The organism is Amycolatopsis sp. 2-15 (assembly GCF_030285625.1).
Lineage (GTDB): Bacteria > Actinomycetota > Actinomycetes > Mycobacteriales > Pseudonocardiaceae > Amycolatopsis > Amycolatopsis carbonis.
In genome coordinates this window covers 3,777,164-3,796,999 of record NZ_CP127294.1, presented here as the reverse complement: position 1 = coordinate 3,796,999, position 19,836 = coordinate 3,777,164, and the positions used below count along the sequence as shown (strand labels likewise).

At 70.9% G+C, this 19,836-nt stretch carries 23 protein-coding genes and 1 pseudogene; 10 read left to right on the top strand and 14 right to left on the bottom strand.

Translation table 11 applies throughout. The annotated features are described in order from the left end of the window. Nucleotides 1–68: 68 nt before the first annotated feature. The 3 genes from QRX50_RS18775 to QRX50_RS18765 are packed head-to-tail and all read left to right on the top strand — an operon-like array spanning nt 69 to nt 2,612. Nucleotides 69–992 carry a ketopantoate reductase family protein gene (locus tag QRX50_RS18775; protein WP_285973235.1) on the top strand — a complete coding sequence of 308 codons (924 nt, stop codon included), beginning with the start codon at nt 69–71 and terminating at the stop codon, nt 990–992. Beyond that, nucleotides 989–2,071: an enolase C-terminal domain-like protein gene (locus QRX50_RS18770; protein ID WP_285973234.1), complete on the top strand. Its 1,083-nt coding sequence runs from the start codon at nt 989–991 to the stop codon at nt 2,069–2,071. The genes QRX50_RS18775 and QRX50_RS18770 overlap by 4 nt, the downstream gene beginning before the upstream one ends. A gap of 16 nt (nt 2,072–2,087) precedes the next feature. Further along, nucleotides 2,088–2,612, top strand: a complete 525-nt coding sequence (locus QRX50_RS18765) for an LOG family protein (protein WP_285973233.1) — start codon at nt 2,088–2,090, stop codon at nt 2,610–2,612. 1 nt (nt 2,613) lies between these two features. On the opposite strand, the gene QRX50_RS18760 is transcribed toward QRX50_RS18765, so the two are convergent. The 4 genes from QRX50_RS18760 to QRX50_RS18745 all read right to left on the bottom strand — a co-directional run bounded on the left by QRX50_RS18760 (nt 2,614) and on the right by QRX50_RS18745 (nt 6,741). Beyond that, the gene (locus QRX50_RS18760) at nt 2,614–3,492 is read right to left on the bottom strand and encodes a formylglycine-generating enzyme family protein (protein ID WP_491700786.1); all 879 of its coding nucleotides are present in this window, start codon (nt 3,490–3,492) and stop codon (nt 2,614–2,616) included. A 96-nt stretch (nt 3,493–3,588) separates the two neighbouring features. Next, nucleotides 3,589–4,017 (bottom strand): VOC family protein, encoded by a 429-nt coding sequence (locus QRX50_RS18755; protein WP_285973232.1) that lies wholly within the window; start codon nt 4,015–4,017, stop codon nt 3,589–3,591. Between the two features lie 59 nt (nt 4,018–4,076). After that, nucleotides 4,077–5,783 (bottom strand): MOSC and FAD-binding oxidoreductase domain-containing protein, encoded by a 1,707-nt coding sequence (locus QRX50_RS18750; protein WP_285973231.1) that lies wholly within the window; start codon nt 5,781–5,783, stop codon nt 4,077–4,079. A gap of 91 nt (nt 5,784–5,874) precedes the next feature. Further along, on the bottom strand, nt 5,875–6,741 hold the full coding sequence (locus tag QRX50_RS18745) for a DUF427 domain-containing protein (protein ID WP_285973230.1): 867 nt from the start codon (nt 6,739–6,741) through the stop codon (nt 5,875–5,877). A 116-nt stretch (nt 6,742–6,857) separates the two neighbouring features. Between QRX50_RS18745 and QRX50_RS18740 the strand changes: the two genes are divergently transcribed. Both QRX50_RS18740 and QRX50_RS18735 read left to right on the top strand, forming a co-directional pair. Continuing rightward, a complete protein-coding gene (locus tag QRX50_RS18740) occupies nt 6,858–7,460 on the top strand; it encodes a CGNR zinc finger domain-containing protein (protein WP_285973229.1) in 603 nt (200 codons plus the stop codon). Between the two features lie 11 nt (nt 7,461–7,471). Then, nucleotides 7,472–8,389 (top strand): pyridoxamine 5'-phosphate oxidase family protein, encoded by a 918-nt coding sequence (locus QRX50_RS18735; protein ID WP_285973228.1) that lies wholly within the window; start codon nt 7,472–7,474, stop codon nt 8,387–8,389. Here QRX50_RS18735 and QRX50_RS18730 read toward each other — a convergent pair. Continuing rightward, complete coding sequence (locus QRX50_RS18730) at nt 8,386–8,991, bottom strand: CGNR zinc finger domain-containing protein (RefSeq protein ID WP_285973227.1); 606 nt, start codon at nt 8,989–8,991, stop codon at nt 8,386–8,388. The two genes, QRX50_RS18735 and QRX50_RS18730, sit on opposite strands and share 4 nt — an antisense overlap. Nucleotides 8,992–8,996: 5 nt before the next feature. Next, the gene (locus QRX50_RS18725; protein ID WP_285973226.1) at nt 8,997–10,154 is read right to left on the bottom strand and encodes an MFS transporter; all 1,158 of its coding nucleotides are present in this window, start codon (nt 10,152–10,154) and stop codon (nt 8,997–8,999) included. 87 nt (nt 10,155–10,241) lie between these two features. Between QRX50_RS18725 and QRX50_RS18720 the strand changes: the two genes are divergently transcribed. Then, complete coding sequence (locus QRX50_RS18720) at nt 10,242–10,847, top strand: CGNR zinc finger domain-containing protein (RefSeq protein ID WP_285973225.1); 606 nt, start codon at nt 10,242–10,244, stop codon at nt 10,845–10,847. Between the two features lie 91 nt (nt 10,848–10,938). Here the strand turns inward: QRX50_RS18720 and QRX50_RS18715 are convergent, their stop codons facing one another. From QRX50_RS18715 to QRX50_RS18685, 8 genes are all read right to left on the bottom strand, one after another. Beyond that, nucleotides 10,939–12,057 (bottom strand): IniB N-terminal domain-containing protein, encoded by a 1,119-nt coding sequence (locus QRX50_RS18715; RefSeq protein ID WP_285973224.1) that lies wholly within the window; start codon nt 12,055–12,057, stop codon nt 10,939–10,941. 338 nt (nt 12,058–12,395) lie between these two features. After that, complete coding sequence (locus QRX50_RS18710; protein ID WP_285973223.1) at nt 12,396–13,208, bottom strand: class I SAM-dependent methyltransferase; 813 nt, start codon at nt 13,206–13,208, stop codon at nt 12,396–12,398. A gap of 23 nt (nt 13,209–13,231) precedes the next feature. Then, entirely contained in the window at nt 13,232–13,387 is a 156-nt protein-coding gene (locus tag QRX50_RS50325) for a hypothetical protein (RefSeq protein ID WP_434533285.1), read from the bottom strand. A 62-nt stretch (nt 13,388–13,449) separates the two neighbouring features. Beyond that, complete coding sequence (locus QRX50_RS50320) at nt 13,450–13,836, bottom strand: hypothetical protein (protein WP_434533284.1); 387 nt, start codon at nt 13,834–13,836, stop codon at nt 13,450–13,452. Nucleotides 13,837–13,951: 115 nt separating this feature from the next. Further along, nucleotides 13,952–14,533: a DsbA family oxidoreductase gene (locus QRX50_RS18700; protein WP_285973222.1), complete on the bottom strand. Its 582-nt coding sequence runs from the start codon at nt 14,531–14,533 to the stop codon at nt 13,952–13,954. Nucleotides 14,534–14,984: 451 nt separating this feature from the next. Continuing rightward, nucleotides 14,985–15,704 (bottom strand): nitroreductase, encoded by a 720-nt coding sequence (locus QRX50_RS18695; protein ID WP_285973221.1) that lies wholly within the window; start codon nt 15,702–15,704, stop codon nt 14,985–14,987. 18 nt (nt 15,705–15,722) lie between these two features. Further along, nucleotides 15,723–16,232 carry a DUF4863 family protein gene (locus tag QRX50_RS18690; RefSeq protein ID WP_285973220.1) on the bottom strand — a complete coding sequence of 170 codons (510 nt, stop codon included), beginning with the start codon at nt 16,230–16,232 and terminating at the stop codon, nt 15,723–15,725. A 55-nt stretch (nt 16,233–16,287) separates the two neighbouring features. Continuing rightward, nucleotides 16,288–17,064, bottom strand: coding sequence for an arylamine N-acetyltransferase family protein (locus QRX50_RS18685; RefSeq protein ID WP_285973219.1), 777 nt, complete (start codon nt 17,062–17,064; stop codon nt 16,288–16,290). 118 nt (nt 17,065–17,182) lie between these two features. Here QRX50_RS18685 and QRX50_RS18680 point away from each other — a divergent pair, with 118 nt between their 5' ends. The 4 genes and pseudogenes from QRX50_RS18680 to QRX50_RS18665 all read left to right on the top strand — a co-directional run bounded on the left by QRX50_RS18680 (nt 17,183) and on the right by QRX50_RS18665 (nt 19,594). Further along, nucleotides 17,183–17,860, top strand: a complete 678-nt coding sequence (locus QRX50_RS18680; protein ID WP_285973218.1) for a TetR/AcrR family transcriptional regulator — start codon at nt 17,183–17,185, stop codon at nt 17,858–17,860. A gap of 54 nt (nt 17,861–17,914) precedes the next feature. Beyond that, nucleotides 17,915–18,589: a nitroreductase family protein gene (locus QRX50_RS18675; protein ID WP_285973217.1), complete on the top strand. Its 675-nt coding sequence runs from the start codon at nt 17,915–17,917 to the stop codon at nt 18,587–18,589. Between the two features lie 185 nt (nt 18,590–18,774). Next, nucleotides 18,775–19,152 (top strand): annotated as a pseudogene (locus QRX50_RS18670) (thiamine pyrophosphate-binding protein); the annotation flags it as partial. Nucleotides 19,153–19,363: 211 nt separating this feature from the next. Next, on the top strand, nt 19,364–19,594 hold the full coding sequence (locus tag QRX50_RS18665) for a DUF2630 family protein (RefSeq protein WP_285973216.1): 231 nt from the start codon (nt 19,364–19,366) through the stop codon (nt 19,592–19,594). Nucleotides 19,595–19,836: the final 242 nt, after the last annotated feature.

Genomic DNA, 19,836 nt, shown 5'->3' with positions numbered 1-19,836 from the left:
ACCGCTGATCCAGCGTGGTAGAACTCCAAGGCACGTAACTTGGACGATCGATCAACTAAGGGGATCTCATGCGGGTCGTGGTGATGGGCACCGGCGGAGTGGGCGGCTACTTCGGGGCACGGCTGGCCCAGGGCGGCCACGACGTGAGCTTCATCGCGCGCGGCAAGCACCTGGAAGCGTTGCGCGCCAACGGGTTGAAGGTCGAAAGCCCGGTCGGCGACGTGCACCTGCCGAAGATCGACGTGACCGACGACCCGACGCGGCTCGCGCCCGCCGATCTCGTGTTGTTCGGCGTGAAGCTGTGGGACACCGAGGCGTCCGCGGAGCTGATCAAACCGCTGCTCACCGAGCAGACGGCCGTGGTGTCGTTCCAGAACGGCGTGGTCAAGGACGACATCCTGCGCCGCGTGCTCGGGCCCGAGCACGTGATCGGCGGCGTTTGCTACATCGCCGCGACGATCGCCGAGCCGGGCGTCATCCGGCACACGGGCACGCTGCAGAAGCTGGTGTTCGGCGAGTACGACGGCACCACCTCGGCGCGGGTTCAGAAGTTTCACGACGCGTGCGCGGAAAGCAACATCGATGTGGAGATCAGCACCGGCATCGAACAGACGATCTGGGAGAAGTTCGTGTTCCTGGTCGGTCTTTCCGGCACCACGAGCACCGCGCGCACCACGATCGGCCCGATCCGGGCCAACCCGCGTTCGCGGGCGTTCCTGCACGACGTGATGGCCGAGGTCGTCGAGGTCGCCCGCGCCCAGGGCGTGGCGCTGCCCGCCGACTACGCCGACGACCGGCTCGCCTTCACCGACGGCGTGCCCGAAGGCATGACGTCCTCGATGCACCACGACCTCGAACGCGGCAACCGGCTCGAGGTCACGTGGCTCAGCGGCGACGTCGTCGAGCGCGGCAAAGCGCTGGGCGTGCCGACGCCGTGCAACCGCGCCATCACCGACATCCTCGCCGTGCACAGCGAAGGCCACGACCGATGAGCCTCACGGTCCGCTCGGTCGACGCCACGCTCGTGCTGGTGCCGATGCGCCGGCCGCTCGGGACCAGCGCCGCGCGCGTCACGGCGGCGCCGCTGCTCCTGCTCGATCTGCGCACCGAGGAAGGCGTGACCGGGCGGGCGTATTCGTTCTGCTACCTCGAATCCGCCGGGCACGCCGCGGCCGCGCTGGTTCGCGATGTGCACGAGGCCTTGGCCGGCACCCCAGCTGATCCGGCGGCCGCGCGGTCGACGCTCGAGGCGAGGTTCAAGCTGCTCGGTGTGCGCGGGCTCGTCGCCGCAGTGGTGTCGCTCGTGGACACCGCGTGCTGGGACGCGCTGGCCATCGCCGCGGGCCTGCCCCTGGCGCGGCTACTCGGCGCGCCGCTGAAGCCGATACCCGCGTACAACAGCAACGGCCTCGGCCTGATCGAACCGGCGGCCGCGGCCGCCGAAGCCCGGGAACTCGTGGCCGAAGGCTTCCGCGCGGTCAAGATGCGGCTCGGTCGCGCGCCGGCCGACGACCTGGCCGCCGTGCGCGCCGTCCGCGCGGCGGTGGGCCCCGGCATCGAGGTCATGGCCGACTACAACCAGGCCCTCGACCTCCCCGACGCCCTCACCCGCTGCGGCGCGCTGGATGGCGAAGGCCTGTCCTGGTTCGAAGAACCGGTGCGCCACGACGACTACGCGGCCAACGCCCAGCTCACCGCAACCCTGCGCACCCCCGTGCAGATCGGCGAGAACTTCGCCGGCCCGCGCGCGCTGGCCATCGCGCTGGAGCACGACGCGAGCGACCTGGTCATGCCCGACCTCGACCGCATCGGCGGCGTCACGGGCTGGCGCGACGCCGCCGCCTTGGCCGACACCCGCGGCATCCCCCTGTCGTCGCACCTGTTCCCCGAGGTCAGCGCCCACCTGCTGGCCGCGACGCCGACCGCGCACTGGCTGGAATACGTCGACTGGGCCGCCCCGGTCCTGCGCGAGCCGCTGCGGATCATCGACGGCCACGCGACACCACCCGACCGCCCCGGCAACGGTCTGGAGTGGGACACCGAAGCGGTCGCGCGGTACCGCGTGGGCTGAGCTTTATAGTCCGGCCATGAACATCTGCGTCTTCCTCTCCGCCGCCGACCTCGAAGAGCGCTACACCGGGCCCGCGCGCGACTTCGCCGGGCTCGTCGGCAAAGGCGGCCACACGCTGGTGTGGGGCGGCTCCGACAGCGGTCTGATGAAGGTCGTCGCCGACGGCGTGCGGGCGTCGGGCGGACGCCTCGTCGGCATCTCGGTCGAGCTGCTGCGCGACGCCGCCCGCGAAGACGCCGACGAGATGGTGATCACCGCCGACCTCGCCGAACGCAAGGCGCTGCTGCTCTCGCGGTCCGAAGCCGTGGTCGTGCTGGCCGGCGGTCTCGGCACGCTCGACGAGGTCACCGAGGTCCTCGAACTCAAGAAGCACGGGCTGCACCACAAGCCGATCGTGCTGCTCAACACCGACGGCTTCTACGACGGCCTCATCCTGCAGCTGCGCCGCATGGAGGACGACGGTTTCCTGCCGCTCCCCCTCGACGACCTCGTCCACTTCGCCGCCGCGCCCGCCGACGTGCTGGCGTACCTCGAGTCCTGACTCAGACGTCGGCGGCGGTGCGGAAACCCGTGTTGCCACTGGAAGAATCGGGTGTATTGCCCGTGCGCGCGGCGACGCGGTAGCGGTTGCAGTAGGACTCGTGGCACAGGTAGGACCCACCCCGCATGGACCGGTTGGCGGGGTCGAACCGGTCGGCGCACCACTCCCAGACGTTGCCGGAGACGTTGTACAGCCCGAACCCGTTGGGCCAGAACGCATCCACGGGTGCGGTGCCGACGTGGCCGTCTTCCTCGGTGTTGTGCACGGGGAAACGGCCCTGCCAGATGTTGCACCGGTGCTCGCCGCCGGGGGTGAGCTCGTCGCCCCACGGGAACCGCGCCTGGTCCAGCCCGCCGCGCGCCGCGTACTCCCATTCGGCCTCGGTCGGGAGCCGACGCCCGGCCCACGCGCAGTAGGCCAGGGCGTCGTTCCAGGACACGTGGACCACGGGGTGGTCCCACCGGTCCTCGACACTGCTGTGCGGTCCTTCCGGCGCCCGCCAGTACGCGCCCGCGACCCCGCACCACCACGGCGTCTGCTCCGGCCGCGGCGAGATCTTGCGCAGCGCGCCGGGGACGAACTTCGCGAACACGTAGGTCCAGCCGAAGTCCTCGGCCTCGGTCCGGTGGCCGGTGGCGTCGACGAACTCGGCGAAGCGGGCGTTGGTCACGGCGTGGGCGTCGATGGCGAACGGCGCCACCGTGACTTCCCGCACCGGGCCTTCCCGGTCGTCGGGGAAGCCGTCGGCGTCGTCGGTCCCCATCCGGAAGCCACCGCCGGGCAGGGTGATCAACCCGTCGGCGTTGGTCGCGGGCCCCGCCGGAACCTCAGTGGCCACGGGATGGTACGAAAAGCGCGAAGGCGGACAGCAATCGGACACGGGATGGGGACCTCCTCACCCGCACAGTAACTTCCCGAACACCCGGCGGCAGTTTCCGCACATCCCCCGGCAGTTTCCGCACACCCGCCGATCTCGTCAGGCGCGGTACCCGATCTCCTGCACCACCCACGTGTTCCCGTCCGGGTCCGCGAAGTCGAAGGCGCTCGCGTAGTCGCGACGGTCGGCGTCGAGGCCGGGGGCCCAGTCGCCCTGCCAGTCGGCGAGGTTGGCCTTGCGCCGGAAGTCGCCGACGGGGACACCGCGCCCGGAGAGCTCGCTGCGGGCGGCTTCGAGGTCGGTGACGACGAGGTAGGTGGTGCGCGCCGAGCCGGGGGCGGCGTCGGTCAGGCCGGTGCCGAACTGGACGGAGCAGGCGGAGCCGGGCGGGGTCAGCTGGACGACGCGGTAGCCGTCCTGCGGGTGGTAGTCGACGTCGAGGGAGAACCCGACCTGGTCGGTGTAGAACTTCAGCGATTTGTCGACGTCGCCGACGGCCAGGGTGAGGACCTCGAGAGCCCAGTTCATCGTGGTGTTCCTTTCGAGCACGGGATTACGTCGAGCACGGGATTACGTCGAGCACGGGATTACATGTCAAGGACGAGGTCGGTGTGCGGCGCGGCGCAGCACACCAGCGCCTGCCCCGGGGCGGGCGGCTCCAGCGGCGCGGGCGAGTAGTCGACGGAACCGGAGAGCACCGGCGTCACGCACGTGTGGCAGACGCCGCTGCGGCAGCTCCAGCGCGCGGGCACGTCGCACGCCTCGGCCAGCTCCAGCAGGCTGCCGCCGGGGAACGGGGCCGAGATGCCGCTGCGCGCGAACGTGACGGTCGGCCCGGTCCCGGGCGACCCCTCCGGCACGTGCGGCGGACGCGTGGTCTGGCCGACGAGGCCGGGGTTGATGGCGTCCAGCGCGCCGAACAGCTCGCTGTGGATGCGGGCCGAATCCAGACCCGCGGCGGTGAGCGCGGCGGTCATGTCCGTCATGAACGCCACCGGGCCGCAGAGGTACGCCGACGCATCGGCGGGCACGCCCAGCTCCACCAGCGCGTCTTTGGTCAGCCGGCCTTCGTGGGCGCCGGCCGAGGCACGTTCCTCCGCCGTCGCCGCGCTGTAGAAGATGTCCGCGCGGCCGCCGGGCAACGCGGCGAGCAGCGTCCGGGCCTCCGTGGCCAGCGGGTGCTCCCCCGGCCCGCGCGCGCCGTGGATCCACCACACCCCGCGGGTGCTGCCCTGCGCGGCCAGCTGGTGCAGCATCGCCAGCACCGGCGTCACCCCGATCCCGGCGGACACGAGCAGCACCGGCGACGAACCGTCGCCGAGCACGAAGTCGCCCCGCGGCGCGGCAACGTCCAGCACCGCACCGGCGGCCAGCTGCGTGGTCAAGAACGTGCTGGCGACACCCTCACGCTTCACGCTGATGCGGTAGCCGCCGGAGCCCGGCGCGGACGAGATCGAGTAGCTGCGCACCGGGGCCGGTGCGGCGGCGCCCGGGACCCGCAGCGTCAGGTACTGCCCGGGCAGGGCGGCGGGCAGCGCGCTGCCGTCTTCGGCCTCGAAGTACACCGACGCCACCGACGCGCTCTCGGGTCGCACCGCCGTGACGCGCAGCGGCCGGAAGCCGTCCCACGCGGGGCCTTGAACGACGCTCCCGATGCCCAGCAGCTCTTCGAACGACTGCCGCCACCCCGGGCTCAGTGCGGGGATCCCGGCGGCGACCCGCAGCTTCTCCCCGTCTTTTTCAGGCAGGTACAGCAATGCGTCGGTGTCGGCCACGCTCAGCGCACCCGGCCCGGTGCGCGTCTTCACGATCGCGTCGCCGGCCACGACGTGGCCCTCGCGGATGACGCGGAAGTAGAACCCGGGCCGGTGGTGGGCCACGAGCAGCGCGGGCAGCTCCGGCTCGCCGAGCCGCATACCGACGCGGTAGCAGGTGACCCGCGGCTGCGTGACCTCGAACTCGGCCTCGCCGATGCGGTAGCGGTCGCCGATGCACACCTCGTCGTCGGGCAGGCCGTCGACGGTGAAGTTCTCGCCGAACGAGCCGTATTCCAGACCGTCGCGGCCGAAGTGCCGCTCCCAGTGGCGGTAGGAGCCGATCTGGTAGACGAACACGGCTCGCTGCTCGCCGCCGTGGCCGCCCTTGTCGCCCTGGCCGTCGCCGTCGATGTTGAGACGGCGCACCATGGCCGGGCCGTCGACGGGGTGCTTCCACACTCCCGTGTAGACGGTCTTGCCCTGCCAGGACACGTTTTTCGGCATCCCGACGTTCACCGAAAGCATTGTTGCGGTCATGCCGGTACCTCCTGGGCCGCGAAGACGTACCACTCTGACACGGTTCCCACCGGTTTCCCCGGCTCGTTCGGATTCGGTAAGGCCCGCCCGTTCAGGCGGTGCGCTTCTCGATCTCGTCGGTGTCGAGGCCGCGGTCCACGCCGTGCGGGATCACGGTCTGGCCGGGCTCCAGCGACTGCCGCACGTCGTCGAGGTAGACCTCGATCTTGTCCGGCTCGAAGGACACCAGGCCGGAGACGCGTTCGACCTCGGTCCAGGCCTGCTCGTACGACCAGGCGGCGCCGGCGTGCGAGCCGATGTCGTAGTAGCTGGCGATGCCCTTGTACGGGCAGAACGTCTGTCCCTCGACCGGGGTCAGCGCTCCGTCCACGATGTCCTCGCGCGGCACGTACCAGCGCGGCGCGAAGCCGGATTCGTACAGCACCACCGGGTTGTGGGTGTCGGCGATGACCCGGTCGCCGTCGCGGACCACGAGGTGACGCGACGTGCTGCGGATGTCGTTGCGGTGGTAGAGGTCCGCCGCGTGGCCGACGATCCGGTCGTCCTCCTCGTAGAAGGCCTCCATGGCGCGCCACGCGAACGCGACACGGTCCTTCAGCACGTCGGCGTACTCCGGCAGCCCGGTGTACTCCCACGCCGCACGCTCGGCGCGGCCTTCGCCGGCCGCGACCGTGTACCACGTGGTGTCGCCCAGCTCGCGGTGCTTCGTCACGCGGCCGCTCGACTCCAGCACGCCGTCGGCGACGGCGGCCTTCGGGAAAAACGCCACCGGGTAGTGGCCCGGTTCGTGCAGGAGCAGCACGTCTTCACTGTCGACGAGCCACTCGCCGCCGAAGCGGACCCGCATCCGCCTGCGCAGCGGCTCCACGAAGAGCAACCGCTCGGGCAACGGCTCCGGGGTGAGGAACCTGCCGACCGACCTCGTCGAAAGCGGTCCCTGCTGCCATGCCAGTCCCATGACTTTCGCCTTCCTTCTAGCTAACGGATTCGCAGACTGTATATCCGTTAGCTTGACGAGCACAAGGCCTCTTCAGAACCTTGTCGACGCCCATGGCTAATGCGTACACTCGTTCCATGAGCAGTAGTGTCAGCCTGGAGGACATGCAACGGGCGGGCTTCCCCATGGGCGGCGAGCCGCTGGTCGCGCTGGATCTCGCCGACACGCTCGCGGCCGAGACGGAGCCGGGCGACGGCGACCTCCTCGCCTCACCCGAGCGCAGCGCGATCTGGTGGCAGCTGGAGCTGCGACGTCTGCCGGGGTCGGCGGCACCGGAGCTCGTGCCCACCCGCCGGCTGCGGTCCGCGATCCGCGACCTGCTGGAAGCGCACCTCGACGGCCGCGGGGCCGCGCCGGCTTCGCTCGAGGAGGTCAACGCGGTCGCGGCGGCCGTGCCGACCAGCCCGCGGCTCGAAGCGCACGAAGCCTGGGAGACGCACACGCGCTGGCACAGCGAGCACGGCGGCAACGTCGCGCTCGCGGCCATCGCCCGGGAGACGATCGAGCTCTTCGCCGACCCCGCCCGCCTCGCCCGGCTGCGCCGCTGCGCGAACCCCGACTGCACGATGTTGTTCCTCGCCACGAACCGGCGTCGCCAATGGTGCGCGGGCAACGTCTGCGGGAACCGCGTGCGGGTCGCCCGTCACTACCGCCGAACCCACGACCAGCAAGCCGGATGAGAGGGCACACCATGACCACGCAGCCGATCGTCGCCGGGTTCCACAGCGGTGAGCTGAGTGTGCAACGGCAGGCCGGGCTCGAGTTCGAAACGGCCCGCCTCGAAGGCATGCTCGCGCCCGCTCAGCTGAGCCGCGGCGCCGAGGGTTTCCTCGCGCAACGCGAGTTCGCGGCCGTCACGGCGCGCGACTCCGACGGGACACTGTGGACGTCTCCCCTGCTCGGACCGGCCGGGTTCCTGGAGGGTTTCGACACGACCCTGGTCGTGCACACGCGCCCCGGCGCCGGCGATCCCCTGCACGAGCTGCCCACCGCCGAGCCGGCCGGCCTGATCGCCGTCGAGTTCGCGACCAGGCGCCGGTTGCGGGTGAACGGCACCGTCGTGGCCGCGGCCGAGGGCGGGTTCCTCCTCGACGTGGAGCAGGCCTACGGCAACTGCCCGTCCTACATCCAGCAGCGCCGGCTGGAGATCGACCCCGAGCCGGCGCCGGCCGCCGTCGAACGGTCGGACGCCCTGACCGATACCCAGCGCGCCCTCATCCGCCGCGCGGACACGTTTTTCCTCGGCACGATCCACCCGACGCGCGGCGCCGACTCGTCCCACAAGGGCGGCGAGCCCGGCTTCGTCCGCCTCGACGGCGACGACGTGTGGTGGCCGGACTACGCGGGCAACAACCTGTTCAACAGCCTCGGCAACATCACCACCGACCCCGAGGCGTCACTGCTGTTCGTCGACTTCACCACCGGCACCACCCTGCAGCTGACCGGCACCGCCGCGCTCGAATGGGTCGCCCCGGGCACTGCCGGCGAGGACGACGCCACGGGCCGCCGCGTCCGCTTCCACCCGACCCGCGTGGTGTCGCGCACCGGAGTGCCGCTGCACGCGTCGGACGTGGTGCCTTCGCCGCACAACCCCCGGGTGACGGCTTAAGAGTCCACAGTAGACACAGACCGCTCCCGGAAGGCCGCCGCTTTGCTGCTGTTGCCGCAGCGCCGCATGGAGCACCAGCGGCGCGGGCGGCCGCCGGGCGGGTCGAGGAAGAGCATGCGGCACACGGGTGAGTCGCAGGTGCGCAGGTGGGTCCGGCGGGCCGGGTCGGTGACGATGTCGACGGCGTCGCGGGCGACGGTGGCCAGCAGCTCGGCGGACGTGCGCAGGCGAGGCCCCGAAGCCAGACGGCCGTCGGCAGCCAGTTCCAGCCGCGGAGGTGCCGTGACGAGGACGGCGTAAGCCTCGACCGTCGCCGCCGCGGCGGGGTCTACCGGGGCATCGGCCAGCACGTCCGTGACCACGCGGAACACGGCCTCCCGCAAGCGTTGCGCGTCGGACAGGGCGGCGTCGGTCGCCTCGCCCGGGAGCAGCGGCAGGCCGACGCCGGTGGCCCACGCGTCGAGGCGGGTGGTGTCCCCGAGGCGTTCGATGGCCGCGGTCGGGCGGCGCCCCAGGGTGGCGACGAGGTCGAGGGCGCGGGAACCGGCGTCGAATCGGAGTTCCTTGAGCTGGGCGGTCACGCGGACACGGGGCTGGGTCACCGCGATCACTGCGCCGCGCGAGCGGGGAAGGGCGCGGTGACGACGACCAGCACCACGCTCACTCCGGCGGCGACCACGAAGGCCACCGGCGCCGGGATGACGACGTCGACCGCCGCGAACAGGTACGGCGCCGCGAAACCGAGGTAGGCCAGGCAGTAGAAAACCGCCGTCACGCCCGCGAGATCGGCCGCCTCCGCCAGGGCCTCGACACGGCTGAGCCCGCCGACCAGCAGCATCCCGTACGCAGCGCCCAGCACCACGGCCGCGGGGAGCGTCAGGAGAGCCTGCCCCAGCTCCGTCGACAACGCGGCGAGCAGGAACCCCGCCGTGGTCAGGCCGAGGCCGCACGTCAGCACCAGTGGACTGCGCCGCCGTTCCAGAGCGCGGGCCACGGGCTGGACGAGCAGCCCGCTGCCCAAGGTCAGCCCCGCGATCACACCGCTGCTCGCCACGGGCGCGACCGGCGCGGGCAACAACGTCGGCAGCACGGCGAAACTCGTGGTCGCCACGCCGAACACCAGCGGCGCGCTCGGGACGATCCGGCGGAGGAACTCCGGGCTGGTCAAGGCGTGCTTGATCTCGCGCCGCCGCTCTCCCGGAGAAGCCGCGGCCGTCACGGTTTCCGGGACGTGCCACGCCAGCACGCCGACCACCACCGTCACCGCGATGTGCACCAGGTACGGCACCACGGCCGGCGCCGGCAGCCACTGCGCGAGGATCCCGGCGACCAGCGGCCCGCTCCCGAACCCGACCGACAGCGAAATCGCAGCCCGGCGCGCACCCGCACCCGGGCCGGCGTCCGTGGAAAGCTCCTTGATCCACGCGCTGCCCGGCCCGAACGCGGCACCCGAAGCGACTCCCGCGACGAGCCGGCCGAGCGCCAGCACCCACGTCGACCCGGCGCCGAACAACAGGATCACCGAAGCCAGCGCGGAAAGCACCAGCACCGGACGCATCACGCGGCGGCGCCCGAGCCGGTCGGAGAACCGCGCGCCCAGCAGCAGGGCCGGGATCAGCCCGACCACGTACGCACCGAAGATCGCCGTGACGATCGTCGGCGAGAGGTGCTCCTGGTCGCGGTAGACGATGAGCAGCGGCGAGAACTGGTTCGCGCCCCAGCCGACCGCGAGCACCGCCGCGCCGACCCTGGCCCACGGCCTCATGACACCTCCAGCGTATTGGTAACCTCAGTATGGGTTACTAACGGCGCCCTGACCACCCCGCGACGGTGTGACGGATATCGTGGAGCCATGACCGCCGGACCGACCCTCGAGGACGTGCAGGCAGCCGGGTTCCCGATGGGCGGCGAGCCGCTCGTGGCCCTCGACCTCGCCGACACCCTCATGACGGCGGTGGACCCCGCCGTCGACCTGATCAAACCGACGGACGGGTACGAGACCTGGTGGCGGCTGCAGCTGCCCCGGCTGCCCGAGGCGAGCGTCCCCGCCGCGGCGGCGACCCGACGACTGCGCGCGGCGATCCGCGACCTGCTGGAGTCACACTTGGAGACGCGGGCGCCGCAGGCCGTTTCGATCGAGGACCTCAACGCGTTCGCCTCGGCCGTGCCGCGAAGCCTGCGGCTGGCGGAAGACGCCGAAGGCACGCTCACCGCGGCCACGCGCTGGCACACCGAACACGGCGGCAACGCGGCGCTGGCCTCGATCGCCACCGAGGCGATCGAGCTGCTGTCTTCGCCGGCGCAGCTGGAGAAACTGCGCCGCTGCGCGAACCCCGCGTGCTCGATGCTGTTCGTCGCGGAGACGAAGCGGCGGCAGTGGTGCACGGGCAACATCTGCGGCAACCGGGCGCGGGTGGCACGCCATTACCGGCGGACGCACGCGGATTCGCCTTCGTGAGCACGGTCCTTTGTGGACACGGTCCTTCTTAGACACAAAAACAGGCCCGGACCAACCGGTCCGGGCCTGTTTTCGGTTGGAGCGGTCGAACTCAGTGACCGAGCAGCGGCAGGTGGCCGAGCGCGTCGGTCGCGGTGTGCAGGTCGAGGCCGTGGACCAGGTCCTGCGCGTGCGTCTCGACGCCACCCAGCGGCGAGCCCGTGTGGGTCGCGTCCGCGACGTCGGCGATCGGCGTGTGCTGGATGCCCGCGGTGTCGGCCTGGCCGACGGTGTCGAGCACGTGGTGCACGGTGTCGCCCGCGACCGGGGCCTGCGGCGCGGCGGCCGACAGGGTGTGGGTCACGGAGCCGACGACGCCGGTCACGTTCGGGACGGCCGGCAGCGCCGGGACGGCCGGGACACCCGGAACCGCCGGGAGGGCCGGCAGCGCCGGAACGGCGGCCGCGGCCGGGACGACGTGGTCCAGCGTGTGCGACAGGTCGCCCGCGGCACCGAAGTCGGCGCGCTCGTCGCCGTTCAGCGCGGCGCCGACCGGGGTGGAGCCGATGGCCTCGTTGACGTGGCCGAGCAGGCCGGCGCCGGTGACGCGGACGTCCTCGACGAGACCCGAGACCGGGCCGCCGACCGCCGGGACACCGGCGATCGCGGCCACCGCGGCCTGCGGCATGAGGGCGTCGCCCAGGTGGTTCGTGGTGGCGTCGACCGCGGAGCCCACGAGCTTGCCGTCGAAGAGGTGCTCACCCACCGCGCTCACGGTGTTCTCGAGGTCGATCGCACCGGCGGCCACGACCGGGCCGGCGATCGGGACACCGTTGACCGCACCGGCCACGCCGTCGACGACGTGCGAGACCTCGCCCAGCGTGCCGTGGGTGAGGGTGTTGAGGCCGGTCGAGTCCGCGACGTCGCTGACGGTCTCGAACACGCCGCTCAGGTTCGGCAGGCCGCTCGCCAGGCCGGTCACGTTCGGCAGGTCGGCGCGCTCGCCGGCCGCGTGCGCGAGCACGTTGCCGAAGACCGGCAGGCTCGGCGCGGCGGCCACCGGGGCCATGTCGGTCAGCAGCGGCATGATGTCCTGCACATCGGCCGGCGAAACGTCGGCCAGGCCAGCAGCGTCGAGCAGGCCCTGCGGGTTGGCGGCGTAGGCAGCCGCGGCCTGCGGGTTGCTCAGCAGGGTCATGGCGAATTCGTGCAGGTTCTGCACCGCGTCCATAGTCTGTTGTCTCCTGTGCACTGATTGATTCGGCCGTCGTGGGCATGCCGCGAAGTCGAAGGGGTTCGGGACGAAGATAGGACGCCGCCGTTCGGTGGCCATCGGGGGCCACCCCGGGGGTTCGGCGCATCGGCGTTAGGGATTTCGGGTCCCGCCCCATTAGGGGGACTAGGGAAATTCACCCCTTCGCGACGATTCCCCGTGGTCAGCGAGGTGCGGCCGGTTTCGTCCACTTCGCCTGCGGGGCGGGGATCCTGGCCGCTCGTTCGGAGACACGCGGTGCTCCTCGGAGTGATCGTCGAAGAAACCACCCGTTGGTGTGACAACCTCGCCTGATTTCACGGCCGCCAGACATCGACGACGAACTCGCGCATCTGCTCACGGAACTTTCCGGATGGGTTGGCGGCGGCGAGAAGGCCGCGCAATTCGGACTCGAAAGCGGCCACGCGATCGCCGAAGAGGTGCGGGGCGGAACTCGACAACGAGAACACCGTGGCGACGACGTCGTCGACATCCCGGACGACAATGGGGCCGGGTACCGCGATCCGCTCGGGGCCGGTGAACCCGGCGGAGCGGTAGATCTCCGGCTCCCCTCCGGCCGTGCCTTCGGGGAGGACACCGCGGCCCGCGCGCCGGGGTTCGCCGAAGTACCCGCGCACGAGCTCGGTGATCTGCTCGTGGGGTGGCGCCGACGCGGACGTGGTGCCGCGGTGGGTGGTGGCATGCACGTGGACGCACGCGCCGCCGGGGTCGAGCATTCCGCGCGCCGCCGCGGCGACCCGGGGGCGGTCGAGCCAGTGGAAGGACTGGGCGAACGTGACGAGCCGGAACGTACCGAGCCCGGCCGGCAGGTCCTCGGCCTTCGCGTGGGCCCAGCGGGTGGTGGTGATTCCTTTCGCCGCGGCCAGCCGGGCGGCTTCGGCGAGCATGTCGGGGTCGGCGTCGAGGCCGACGGCTTCGGCGAAGTGAGTGGCGAGGTGCAGGGTGAGGGAGCCCGGGCCGCAGCCGACGTCGAGCAGGCGGCCGGATCCGTCGAGCTGCAGTGCGTCGGCGATCGCGCGGGCGAGCGCGGGCGGATAGGCGACGCGGCCTCTCGCGTAGTAAGCCGCGCTGCCCGAGTACAGCGATTCGTCCCACTCCCAGCCCGCCATGGCCGTGAGCCTAGGGATGCGGATCAGTGCTGCACAGGGAAATACGTGAGCACCTCGCCCGTCGCCGGGTTGTGGTAGCCGGCGATCTCCAGGTCGGCGAAGGAACCGGACCACGCGCCCGTGGCGGGGTCGCGCAGGACGTCCGGCGAGGACCAGGCGGCAGTGCCGGCCGCGGACACGGCCTCGGGCGTCCAGTCGGGCGGGAAGTAGGTGTGGTCGACGAAGGAGAAGCGGCCGTTTTTCAGGTTGCGGTATTCGGAGGCCTTGCGCGTGATGCCCGTTTCGGCCGGGGCGCGCCGGACACGAGCAGGAAACGGTGCAGGGGCTCGATCGCCGTGAAGAACACTTGCTGCGGCACGACGGTGGGCGGCCAGGTGCCGTAGAGGCTTTCGAGCACGACGCCCTCGGCGGTGAACGCCACGGAAGTGCCGTTGCCAAGCCAGGTCTTGGCTTCGCGCTGGGCTCGGCGGAGCAGGCCGACGAGCTGCCCCACAGTGTGGGCGTCGGCCTGCGCGTCGGTGTAGAGGAAGGCGGCCAACGGCAGCTGGTCGGCCGGCGCCGAGATGCGCAGCCGGCGGGACTCGTCGAAGGCGAAGGTGAGCGAATCACCCGTGCCGAACAAAACCATCGTGGAGCGGCTTTCCGACTGGACCGATCGGCCGCGCGGGTGATCTTTTCCGCACATTATCACCCGCGCTGACCTGCGAAGACCTTTGTGACACGGATCGTGGGACGGCCTGGGTTCAGCCGAGAGACCCAGCCCACGTCACGAACCATTCACGTGGCCGCAACCCGCTGAAACTCCGGCCGCCCGCCACCCAGGCGGGAGTGCCCTCGACGCCGTGCTCGTACGCGAGGATCGCCGAACGGCCGACGGCCCGGTCCGCTTCGCCCGATTCCCAGGCGGCGCGGACGAGCTCGGGGTCGCCGCCGGCTCGCTCGGTCAACGTCAGCAGCAGGTCACGCGATTCGAGGTCCTGGCCCTCGCCGAAGTACGCGTTGAACACGGATGCGGCGAAGCGGTCGGCGACTTCGGGGTCGTCGAGCGTGGTGTATGCGCCCAGTGCGGGCAACGAGTAGGCGATCCGGTCCGTCCATTCGAGGGGCAGGCCCGCGGCTTCGGCTTCGCGCGCGAGGAACTCGTAGGTCGGGCCGACGCGCGGGCCGGCCAGGCTGCCGCCGGGGCCGATCTCGGGGTGGATCTGCAGCGGATGTTCGTTCACCACCACGCCGTGTTCGCGGAGCACCCGGTTGCGGTCCTGGGCGATGTAGCAGAAGGGGCAGAGGAAATCGAACCAGTGCTCCACGGTCGGGGTCGCGGACATTCCGGCCTCCTTGGTGTTGTTTCGATACGTTCATGATCTGTAACGAAACAACCAGGTGCGTTAGTCCCGAAGTTCCGCGGCCCGCACGGGCGCGTCGTGCAACGCCCGGCCCTCCCCTGGCGGCACGATCCGGGCGCGGTCGCCGTGTGCGATCAGGAACGGCGGGCGCCGAAACCCGCGCTCGCAGCAGGTGCACGGCGCCTTTGACGTCGTGCACCTGCCGCGGGAACACCACCCCTGGTGCCAGGTGGTAATCCGCGGACACGACGGTCACGCCGTGTTCTGCGCAAGGCGCCTGCCGCCGTGGCTGCCTCGCCGCGCCGGTCGCCGAGGGTCGACCCGCCGCCGTGCAGGTACAGCACGACGGGCGCTCCCGTGGTGGGGGCGTGGTGGATATCCACCATCAGCCGGGTACCGCCGACCGTCGTGTATTCGAGATCGCGGTCGACCGTCACACCGGTTCGGCCTGGTGGGTCACGGCGGCGGAATCGTAGAAGGTGACGAAGGATTCCACCGGCTCCCGCGATGTGCGATATCCACCAAGGCGATGGTCGTCGTCGGCATAGCCGAGTGCGATTCCGCACACCACGAGGTGATCGTCCGGAATGGTGAGGTGGCGGCGCAACACCGGGTGGTAATCGATGAACGAAGCCTGTGCGCAGGTGTGCAGCCCGGCTCCGCGCGCGGACAACATCAGTCCCTGGAGGAACAGACCGGCGTCGATCAGCGCGCCCTGCAGTGGTGCCCGGCTCACGGTGAGCACCAGGCCCACTGGCGCGCCGAAGAAGTCGTAGTTGCGCCGATGGTGGCCACTGCGGCCCGCGGTGTCGTCGGCCGCGAGGCCGAGCGTTTCGGAGTACAGACCTTCACCGAAGCGCCGGCGGCGCGAGCGGAACGGCTCGGGCCACGAGTCCGCCGCCGGCTGGTAGGCGAACTCGCCGACGGCGCGGCGGCCCTCGTCATACGCGCACAGCAGGTCGGCCGTCAACGCGCGCTTGGCGGCACCGGTGAGCACGTGGACCTGCCACGGCTGACTGTTGGAGTTGCTGGCCGAGGACGACGCCAGCGCGAGCAGCCGTTCGACCTGCGCCCGCGGCACGGGCGTCGGCAGGAACGCTCGGCAGCTGCGCCGCGTCGCCATCGCTTCCTCGATCGTGGACGCCGGGTTCATGGCGTTGGGCTCCCCGGTTCAGGCCGCGGGCGGCTGGATGTCGTAGGAGATCCGGCCGGCGGGCAGGTAGAACAACGCGATCAGCGCGCCGCCCTTGACCTCCGGGTAGTGGTGGCTGCCGGGGCCGGGCGCGGTCCAGCCGGGGCCGCTCCAGCCGTTGGGGCCCATCAGCTTCGCGTCGGCGTCGAGCGGCACCACGAGGTTGAGCTCACCGTAGGGGTGCTGGTGGTACTGGCCGCGGAACGGCTCGACGCTGTCCATGTAGACGGCCGTGATGCTGAAGTAGTTGAGCACGTCCTGCGGGTCGGCGATGCGGCTGCGGCGGTACATCTTGCCTTCGACCTCGATGTTGGCGGCCCAGCCGGCCTCGACGCCCTCGGTGATCATGCGCGCCAGGTCCTGGTAGAGCTCACTGTCCGGTCCGTAGCGGGTGTTGAGCCAGGACTCGAGCTCCCCGCCCGCGGTGCGGTTCTTCACCTCGTCGAGGAACGGGATGCTGCGGTCGATCAGCTCCTGGGGCGTGGTCATCGTCGACTCCGTTCGGTCCGCTGTGGTTCGGCGTTCTCGAACCGTACGTCCACGTTCAGTTACAGTCAAGTGTTGTAACGAAACTAGGTATGCGGTCAAGCCGCAAGCCGAAGTGCTCGCGGTAGGCCTCGAGGATCGCGGCGTCGCTTTCGAGCGCCCGCTCGACGCGTTCCCCGCCGGTCGTCTCGATGAGACGGGCCCCGGTGATCGTCACGCGTCCGTCCGCGGTCGGGCGCGAGCACGTCGGCCCCTGTGTGAACGGCGAGGCGGGCGAGGTCTCGTGGAACCACGCCATGGCGGCGAAGTCGTCGAGCTCGCGCGGCCGCGGCTCGAGCCGGTAGACGATCGCGCCGTCGCACACCACGTCGACGTCGCCGTGCGGCGCGGGCTCGACGGTGAACCGGCCACCCGGATCGAGCTGGACGTCGGTTGTGGCCAGCCGCAGCGGCGCGAGGCTGAAGCGGCCGAAGCCGACGTCGACCAGCCACGGTTCGTCAAGCTCCACGCGCAGCGCCAAGTGGTCGAACGGCGGCCCGAAGAACCCCTCCCGGCGCATCACCCGCCCGGCCAGCAGCTGCACGTCGAAGCCCACTTCGCGCAACAGCAGGGCAAACGCCCCGTTGAGCTCGTAACAGAGCCCGCCGCGGCGCCGGCCCACGATCTTGTCGAGCAGCGCCGGCTCCGCCAGCTCGATCTGCTCCCCCAGGTAGAACCCGAGGTTCTCGAACGGCACGCTTTCGAGGTGCCGCCGCTGCAGTTCGCGCAGCGCCGCCAGGTCCGGCACCGGGGGGCGGACCGCGCCGATCCGGTGGAGGTAGTCCTCGACGTCCACGATCGTTCCTCCAGCGCTGTTTTATTACAGTTAGTACACGTAACTATCAGGATAACAACACCGTCGTGTAACGGATCGGATATGCTTCGCGGATCGGTTTTCTCGGCGAGGTGGAGCCATGGCGCGGACACGCGAAGCGACGGCAGACGAGCAGGTCGGCACCGAAGACGGACCCCGGCCGGGCGGGCGGCCCCGCGACGCCGCACTCGACGAGGCGATCATCCTCGCCACACGCCGGCGGCTCGTCCTCGACGGCTACTCCCGCATGACGATCGGCGACATCGCCACCGACGCGAAGGTCAGCCGCCCCACGCTCTACCGGCGCTGGGCCACGAAGTTCGAGCTCGTCGTCGACGCGCTCGACTACGGTTTCCGCAAGCAGCGCGACATGTACGCGTTCGACCTCACTGGACTCGAGCCGCGCGAGGCGCTCACGGAGGCCGTCCGCCGGCTCGACCCGGCGTATTTCAACCCGGACGCCATGGTGCTCATGGGCAACTTCGCGGGCGAGGCGATCCGCACGCCGGAGCTGCTCGACATCCTGCGCAAGCATTCCGTCGAGCCGCGCGTGGAGCTCGTCGAAAGCGTGCTGACCCGGCTGCAGGAGAGCGGCGCCGTGCGGGACGAGATCGACAAGCACACCATCGCGACCATGTGCTTCGGCGCCTACTTCGCGGCGTTCTACCGTGGGGAAGCCAAAACCGAGATCCCCGCGGCGGTCGTGTCCGTGCTCTGGCCGGCGCTGGAGAAGAAGCCCGCGCCGCGGCGCCGGGCGTCCACTTCGGGCAAACGGTGACCCGCATCAGTTCCGATCGTTGACTGTAACGTAAGCCGGGGCATAATCGTCTCCATGCCGCCTGTGCCCGCGATGGACGTCCACGAAGCCCTTTACACCACGCGGATGATGCGGCGCATGCATCCGGACGCGATTGCCCTGGACGTACAGGCGCGCATCCTCGACGCCGCGATCCGGGCGCCGAACGGCGGCAACACCCAGCGCTGGCACTTCCTTGCCGTGGACGATCCGGGCATCAAGGCCGAACTCGCCCCGATCTGGCGGCGCTGCCGGGAAAAGGAGTACGAGGAGATCGCGGCCGGCACGTTCGCGCAGCCGATCCACGATCCCGAGAAGCACCGCGAGACGATGAAGCGGATCGCGAAGTCCGGGGACTTCCTGACCGACCACTTCACCGAGATCCCGCTGCTGCTGTTCGTCTTCTCCATCGACAACCACAGCGGAGCCAACATCTACCCCGCCATCTGGAGTGCGCTGCTCGCCGCGCGTGCGGAGGGGGTCGGCGGGGTGCTCACCACGATGCTGCGACTGGAGTCCGACCGGGTCATGGAGCTGCTCGCCGTGCCCGAGGACGAGGGCTGGGAGCTCACGGCCATGCTCGCGATGGGTTACCCGCGCGGCAAGTGGGGCGTCGCCGCGAACCGCCGCCCCGTGCACGAGGTGAGCAGCCGCAACCGGTGGGGCCGCGAGTTCGGCGTGTCCGTTCCCGAACCACTCTGGTCCGAATAGTCACACGGCTGAGTCATTCGCTGAGAGCAGCCCCACGGTGAGTTGCCGGGGCTCACGTCGGCTCATTACAGTCGAGCCCGGTGACCGACCGCGCCGCCCGGAAGCCCGCCGGGCGACGCGGAGCCGGCTCGGCGCGGGTGCACAACGGGCGGAAATCCCGACTACGCAGGGGAAGTCTGAGCGCAGTGGCCGACACCGTCACCACCCGCCTTCCGCAAGGCTGGACGGCCACCGACACCCGCGCCGTGGACACCGTCCGGGTGCTCGCCGCCGACGCCGTGGAGCGGACCGGCAGCGGCCACCCCGGCCTCGCGCCGCCGGCCTATACCCTTTTCCCACGCGAGAGGCGCCCCGACCCGGCAGACCCGTCGTGGCCGGCGCGCGAACGGTTCGTCCTGGCCGCCGGGCACACCAGCCTCCCGCCGTACATCCAGCGGATCCTCGCCGAGCCGTCGTCGATCGCGGGCCGCCGGCAGCCGGCGGCCCTGATCGTGTTCTACGACGACAACGACATCTCGATCGAAGACCATACCGACATCGCACGGTCCGAGGATCCGGACGGCTATCGTCTCGATCGAGCACTACGGCGCTTCGGCCGATTACGCGACGCTGTTCCGCGAGTTCGGGTTCACGCCCGAGGCCGTGGTGGCCACCGCCCGGGCGACACTGGCCAAGGTGGCCTGATGCCCACGCCCGGCCGGGATCTTCGCATTTCACGTCATCCCGGCCGGGTCACCCCGACCCGGCGCGGGCCGGCTCGAACGAGTGGGTGACATGGGCACGACTTCACACGCGATCACCGATCGCCTCGCGGCTCTTCTCGACGAGGAACACGACCTCCGCACCCGCGCCATGCACCACGGCGGCGGCCTGTCGCGCGACGAACAAGCGCGCCTGACCAAACTCGAGTCCGAACTGGACGCGGTCTTCCGCCTCCTCCAGCAGCGCCGCGCCCTGGCAGTCTTCGACGACGGCCCCGACGACACGGCGGACGCGTCGAACTGACCTCTCCGGGCGGACCGCAGCGGCCGGGCACGCTCGCCTGGTCGCGCACACGCGGCGGGCGAGCGCGCCGACGAGACTCGCGGTCGCCCCGGCAACGAAGCTCAGACTCAGGGGTCGAGGCGGGTGCCCGGCGGTCAGTGGCCAGTCGCGCAGACCTGGCTGCGGAACCGGGCCTGGCGGCCAGTCCCGTGACCAAGCCGCGGTAACCGGAACCACCAACCGAACGCAGACTGAGCGGGCAG